This is a genomic window from Nosocomiicoccus ampullae (genome assembly GCF_001696685.1).
GTDB classification, from domain to species: domain Bacteria; phylum Bacillota; class Bacilli; order Staphylococcales; family Salinicoccaceae; genus Nosocomiicoccus; species Nosocomiicoccus ampullae_A.
Genome location: NZ_MBFG01000016.1, coordinates 7,061 through 12,028, shown reverse-complemented (window position 1 = coordinate 12,028; position 4,968 = coordinate 7,061). Strand labels below are relative to the sequence as shown.

The 4,968-nt window shown below is 41.7% G+C and carries 1 protein-coding gene, 23 tRNA genes and 2 rRNA genes; all 26 read left to right on the top strand.

Annotated features, from left to right (window positions below):
• Positions 1 to 91, top strand: a 23S ribosomal RNA gene (locus tag BBS29_RS08445); the annotation flags it as partial.
• Between the two features lie 52 nt (positions 92 to 143).
• Positions 144 to 257 (top strand): 5S ribosomal RNA (gene rrf / locus BBS29_RS06665).
• Positions 258 to 318: 61 nt separating this feature from the next.
• Positions 319 to 394, top strand: a tRNA-Val gene (locus BBS29_RS06660).
• A 5-nt stretch (positions 395 to 399) separates the two neighbouring features.
• Positions 400 to 475, top strand: a tRNA-Thr gene (locus BBS29_RS06655).
• Between the two features lie 4 nt (positions 476 to 479).
• Positions 480 to 552, top strand: a tRNA-Lys gene (locus tag BBS29_RS06650).
• Positions 553 to 560: 8 nt separating this feature from the next.
• A tRNA-Leu gene (locus BBS29_RS06645) sits at positions 561 to 645 on the top strand.
• A gap of 16 nt (positions 646 to 661) precedes the next feature.
• A tRNA-Gly gene (locus tag BBS29_RS06640) sits at positions 662 to 736 on the top strand.
• A gap of 12 nt (positions 737 to 748) precedes the next feature.
• Positions 749 to 837: transfer RNA gene (locus BBS29_RS06635), tRNA-Leu, on the top strand.
• 7 nt (positions 838 to 844) lie between these two features.
• Positions 845 to 918: transfer RNA gene (locus BBS29_RS06630), tRNA-Arg, on the top strand.
• Between the two features lie 13 nt (positions 919 to 931).
• Positions 932 to 1,005: transfer RNA gene (locus tag BBS29_RS06625), tRNA-Pro, on the top strand.
• A gap of 6 nt (positions 1,006 to 1,011) precedes the next feature.
• Positions 1,012 to 1,087, top strand: a tRNA-Ala gene (locus BBS29_RS06620).
• A gap of 33 nt (positions 1,088 to 1,120) precedes the next feature.
• Positions 1,121 to 1,194, top strand: a tRNA-Met gene (locus BBS29_RS06615).
• An 8-nt stretch (positions 1,195 to 1,202) separates the two neighbouring features.
• Positions 1,203 to 1,276, top strand: a tRNA-Ile gene (locus BBS29_RS06610).
• A gap of 26 nt (positions 1,277 to 1,302) precedes the next feature.
• Positions 1,303 to 1,392: transfer RNA gene (locus tag BBS29_RS06605), tRNA-Ser, on the top strand.
• Positions 1,393 to 1,407: 15 nt separating this feature from the next.
• Positions 1,408 to 1,480 (top strand) — tRNA-Met (locus tag BBS29_RS06600).
• Positions 1,481 to 1,499: 19 nt separating this feature from the next.
• Positions 1,500 to 1,575, top strand: a tRNA-Asp gene (locus BBS29_RS06595).
• 15 nt (positions 1,576 to 1,590) lie between these two features.
• A tRNA-Phe gene (locus BBS29_RS06590) sits at positions 1,591 to 1,666 on the top strand.
• 4 nt (positions 1,667 to 1,670) lie between these two features.
• Positions 1,671 to 1,743 (top strand) — tRNA-Thr (locus BBS29_RS06585).
• Between the two features lie 6 nt (positions 1,744 to 1,749).
• Positions 1,750 to 1,830, top strand: a tRNA-Tyr gene (locus tag BBS29_RS06580).
• A 5-nt stretch (positions 1,831 to 1,835) separates the two neighbouring features.
• Positions 1,836 to 1,906 (top strand) — tRNA-Trp (locus BBS29_RS06575).
• A gap of 7 nt (positions 1,907 to 1,913) precedes the next feature.
• Positions 1,914 to 1,989: transfer RNA gene (locus BBS29_RS06570), tRNA-His, on the top strand.
• A 3-nt stretch (positions 1,990 to 1,992) separates the two neighbouring features.
• Positions 1,993 to 2,064: transfer RNA gene (locus tag BBS29_RS06565), tRNA-Gln, on the top strand.
• Positions 2,065 to 2,070: 6 nt separating this feature from the next.
• Positions 2,071 to 2,141: transfer RNA gene (locus tag BBS29_RS06560), tRNA-Cys, on the top strand.
• Between the two features lie 18 nt (positions 2,142 to 2,159).
• Positions 2,160 to 2,235: transfer RNA gene (locus BBS29_RS06555), tRNA-Gly, on the top strand.
• 47 nt (positions 2,236 to 2,282) lie between these two features.
• Positions 2,283 to 2,362: transfer RNA gene (locus BBS29_RS06550), tRNA-Leu, on the top strand.
• Positions 2,363 to 2,706: 344 nt separating this feature from the next.
• Positions 2,707 to 4,968, top strand: a 2,262-nt coding sequence (locus BBS29_RS06545) for a YSIRK-type signal peptide-containing protein (RefSeq protein WP_179853842.1), incomplete at its 3' end; no start/stop codon positions are given.

The following is a 4,968-nucleotide window of genomic DNA, read 5'->3' as shown; positions in this document are numbered from 1 at the left end:
TGCCAGAGAGACGATCTGGTTGATAGGTTTGGCGTGTAAGTATGGTGACATACTCAGCGGACAAATACTAATTCATCGATGACTTATTCAATATGATTCAAGCGTGTAACTACGAATTGCTTCTATTTGGTTTTGAGTGTATGTCTAGTGACGATGGCGGAGAGGCCACACCTGTTCCCATGCCGAACACAGAAGTTAAGCTCTCCAGCGCCGATGGTAGTTCGGTTGACCCGTGCTAGAGTAGGACGTCGCTAGGCAAACATTTATTTTTAAAAAAGTGTTGCATACATACAAGAAATATGTAATAATAATACGTGCGGAGAATTAGCTCAGCTGGGAGAGCACCTGCCTTACAAGCAGGGGGTCGGTGGTTCGAGCCCGCCATTCTCCACCATTTATGCCGGCCTAGCTCAATTGGTAGAGCAACTGACTTGTAATCAGTAGGTTGGGGGTTCAAGTCCTCTGGCCGGCACCATCTAGAGCCGTTAGCTCAGTCGGTAGAGCATCTGACTTTTAATCAGAGGGTCACAGGTTCGATTCCTGTACGGCTCACTCTTTAAGCGGGTATGGCGGAATTGGCAGACGCACTAGACTTAGGATCTAGCGCCTTCGGGCGTGGGGGTTCGACTCCCTTTACCCGCACCATAAAAAATTAAATATCGCGGAAGTAGTTCAGTGGTAGAACACCACCTTGCCAAGGTGGGGGTCGCGGGTTCGAATCCCGTCTTCCGCTCCATTAAATGGTTGCGCCGGGGTGGCGGAACAGGCAGACGCACAGGACTTAAAATCCTGCGGTAAGTGATTACCGTACCGGTTCGATTCCGGTCCTCGGCACCATTTTTAAGCGCCCATAGCTCAATTGGATAGAGCGTCTGACTACGGATCAGAAGGTTAGGGGTTCGACTCCTCTTGGGCGCGTATATAAAAGTGACGGGAATTAGCTCAGCTTGGTAGAGCACTTGGTTTGGGACCAAGGAGTCGTAGGTTCGAATCCTATATTCCCGATATAATGGGGGGTTAGCTCAGCTGGGAGAGCGCCTGCTTTGCACGCAGGAGGTCAGCGGTTCGATCCCGCTACTCTCCACCATTAGTTTTATATATAAGTTTGATGAGTATACCAGGCGGTGTAGCTCAGCTGGCTAGAGCGTTCGGTTCATACCCGAAAGGTCGGGGGTTCGATCCCCTCCACCGCCACTTAAAGTGGACCTTTAGCTCAGTTGGTTAGAGCAAACGGCTCATAACCGTTTGGTCGCAGGTTCGAGTCCTGCAAGGTCCATCGAATTTTTAATTTAATATTATTATGGAGGAATACCCAAGCCTGGCTGAAGGGATCGGTCTTGAAAACCGACAGGGGCGTAACAGCTCGCGGGGGTTCGAATCCCTCTTCCTCCGTTTTCTTTTTATTATCGCGGGATGGAGCAGTTGGTAGCTCGTCGGGCTCATAACCCGGAGGTCAGTGGTTCAAATCCACTTCCCGCAATTTTTTTATATCAATTAATGGTCCCGTGGTGTAGCGGTTAACATGCCTGCCTGTCACGCAGGAGATCGCGGGTTCGATTCCCGTCGGGACCGCCATTTAATTTAATACTTGGTTCTGTAGCTCAGTTGGTAGAGCATCTGACTGAAGATCAGAGTGTCGGCGGTTCGATTCCGTCCAGAACCACCATTTTGCCGGCCTAGCTCAATTGGTAGAGCAACTGACTTGTAATCAGTAGGTTGGGGGTTCAAGTCCTCTGGCCGGCATATTTTGGAAGGGTAGCGAAGTGGCTAAACGCGGCGGACTGTAAATCCGCTCCTTCGGGTTCGGCAGTTCGAATCTGCCCCCTTCCATTTATAGGGGTATCGTATAATGGTAATATAGAGGTCTCCAAAACCTTTGATGTGGGTTCGATTCCTACTACCCCTGTACGACGGCGATTGTGGCGAAGTGGTTAACGCACTGGATTGTGGCTCCGGCATGCGTGGGTTCGAATCCCATCAGTCGCCCCATATTGGGCTGTAGCCAAGCGGTAAGGCAACGGATTTTGGCTCCGTCATGCAAAGGTTCGAATCCTTTCAGCCCAGTAGTTTGGCGCCTTAGCCAAGTGGTAAGGCCGAGGACTGCAAATCCTCTACCACCGGTTCAAATCCGGTAGGCGCCTTTTTTCAATTTTATATATGCGGAGATAGTTAAGTTGTTTATAACATACTTCTTCCTGAAGTAAGTCGTTGGTTTAAATCCAGCTCTCCGCTCCATTTTTTGTTAAGACTATATTAAGTCTTATTTTTTTTATTTAAATTAAGCTCCCGTGGCGGAATAGGCAGACGCGTCGGACTCAAAATCCGATTCTTCGGAGTGCCGGTTCGATCCCGGCCGGGAGTATTTTAGTTTTCAATACTTATATGTATCTATTTTTGCACCACACAGTAATGTGTGGTGTTTTTTTAATGTAAAAATTGTGTAAATCTTTTGTAACTTTTAAAATAATTTTTATGACCAATAATTGATTTATGAATAAAAATACAACAATAACTTCATTTCTACTTCTTAAATACGTTTATAATTAATTTTTATTCATAATATATGACTTAACTGTATTTTTATGTTTACAAAAGTAAACTTTACTTCCATAAATATCTGATTTATAATAAAGGTAAGTAGAGTTATTCATTTATATTATTCATCAGTTACTTAAAAATTTATCTTTATAAAAGGAGTAGGTTTAAATGAAAAGAATGGATTTCTTACCGAATCGTTTAAATAAGTATTCGATTCGTAAATTCACAGTAGGAACTGCGAGTATTTTAATCGGTTCATTAGTATTCTTAGGTCATGATGCTAAAGCAGCTGAAGAAGATCCTTCAAATCTTGAAGTTCAAGTTGAAGGAGAAACTAATAAAACTGATCTACATACTGAATTAGATCAATCTGCTGATTTAGAGAATGATCAAGAAGTATTAAGCGATGAAAACGTTGAAAATGAAGTTGCAACATTGAGTGAAACAGAAGAACTTAGTGACAATGAAAAGTACACACCTCAAACTTTAAGCAAAGAAGGTAAAGTTGGTGATGTATTATCATTAGACGCTGTTACGTTAACAGACAAAGACGGTAATGTAGTTACTTTAGCAGAAATTGGCGCAACATTATCTGAAAATTCTGTAACGATTGATGCTAATGCTGTAGCTGGCCAAGTAATAACAGAAGAGGTAGTAGTTACATATGCAGATGGAACAACTGGTACTTTATATATTGTAGTTAATGTAACGGCTGCTGAAGAACCAGAAACAGAAGAAAAATCTTTTGAAGAAGCTACTAAAGAGGAAGTTACAGTAGCAAATCGTTCAGCAGAACAACCAGCTGAAAAAGAAACAAAAGTTGCTACAAGAGCAGCAGCTGATGAGGCTGAAACTACTAATGCTAGTGATTCGCAATTTATTGATGCAGATGCGATTGCATCTGGGAAAATCAAAAAAGGTAGCGATTTTCAAACAACTCCAGGTATTGTTAGTGGTTGGTTAGATGTAGCAACAGATAATTATACTCCAGGGATCAATGGATCCGAGACACCACTAAATAATTACAAAGTTTATTTACAATGGATGGATAAAGATGGAACTGTATCTCCGGTCTATGAATCATATACTCATGACTTGGGAGGAACGCGTGCTGGACAAGGTGGCAATGGTGTATATGCTTTTGATATTGGTGAAGGATGGGTAGATGCAAATGGTAAACTGCATAAACCAGAATTCCAATCAGTATCAAAACAAAAATATAAACTATGGTTAGCACCTGGTCAAACATCTACGAATGGCAATGAATATTTCACTTATAGAAAACAACCAGGTAACTCTACAGGATTTTCAGGTGCAGTTGTAGCAACTGGTGAGTTTATTCTTGCTGGCCACAGCATGCAGAGAACAGCAATATTTGTCTATGAAAAACCAACAAACGTTACAATGACAACACCAGAAACAGAATGGAAATACGATGAAAAAGGTCCAGATAGTAATCCTTCCTACTTACCAGACTCTGTAAATAAAAAACATAAATATGCAGTAAGTGGACAAGTATGGTGGGAAACATCTACTTCAGGAACAACGTACCCAGTTTCGACTGGAGAATCATTTGTAAATCAGACTCTTGAAGAATCAGCAACTGGTTTTAGAGTTGTATCATCAGTATTAACAGCGGAAGGTGCCCAAGCACTATCAGCAACAAATAATATTTCTAATGTAAATGAAAGAATCAAGCAACAACAAGCAATTTTAGCAAATAATCCACAATATATTCAACAAACAGTAGTTGCTCCAATTGTAGGTGACAGAGGACGATATACTGCACGCTTTGATGAGAAAATTGATGCGAGATATATGTATCAATATGTAATTGATAGTGAGGGTAGAATTGTACCTGCATATACTGCATACACTAGTCCTGTATTTACGAGTCCAAATTCATTTGCAGACTCTACTCCAGCTATTATGCTGGGCAACACATATGTATATAACTCACACTTCGCGTTAGTAGCAGATCCATCAGTATATAACATTGATATTACAAACTATGACGCAGTAAATAAAGTTGCACGTCCAAATGATACTGCAGTAAGTGATGTTACTTCTATGTATTATCCAGGTGAAACTACTGAAATCGTATGGTTGGATAGCACAGGTAATGAATTATCTAGAACTACTGTAAATAATAAAGAAGAAGCAGAAGCCGCTGCTCAGTTTACAGTTCCGACAGATATTACTGAAAGAAAAATTTACACAGTGCAATTAGTAGTTAACGGAAACATTATTGCTGCAGACTCATTCGCAGCAGATCCAACTCCGAAACAAAATGAAGAATACGAGCCTGGATACGAAGATGGTAGTGGTAAACCAGGTGAAGATGTAACTGTAGAAGCACCAGAGTTCAAGGATAAAGATGGTAACCCAACAACAGCACCAGAAGGTACAACATTCACACCAGGTGAAAAT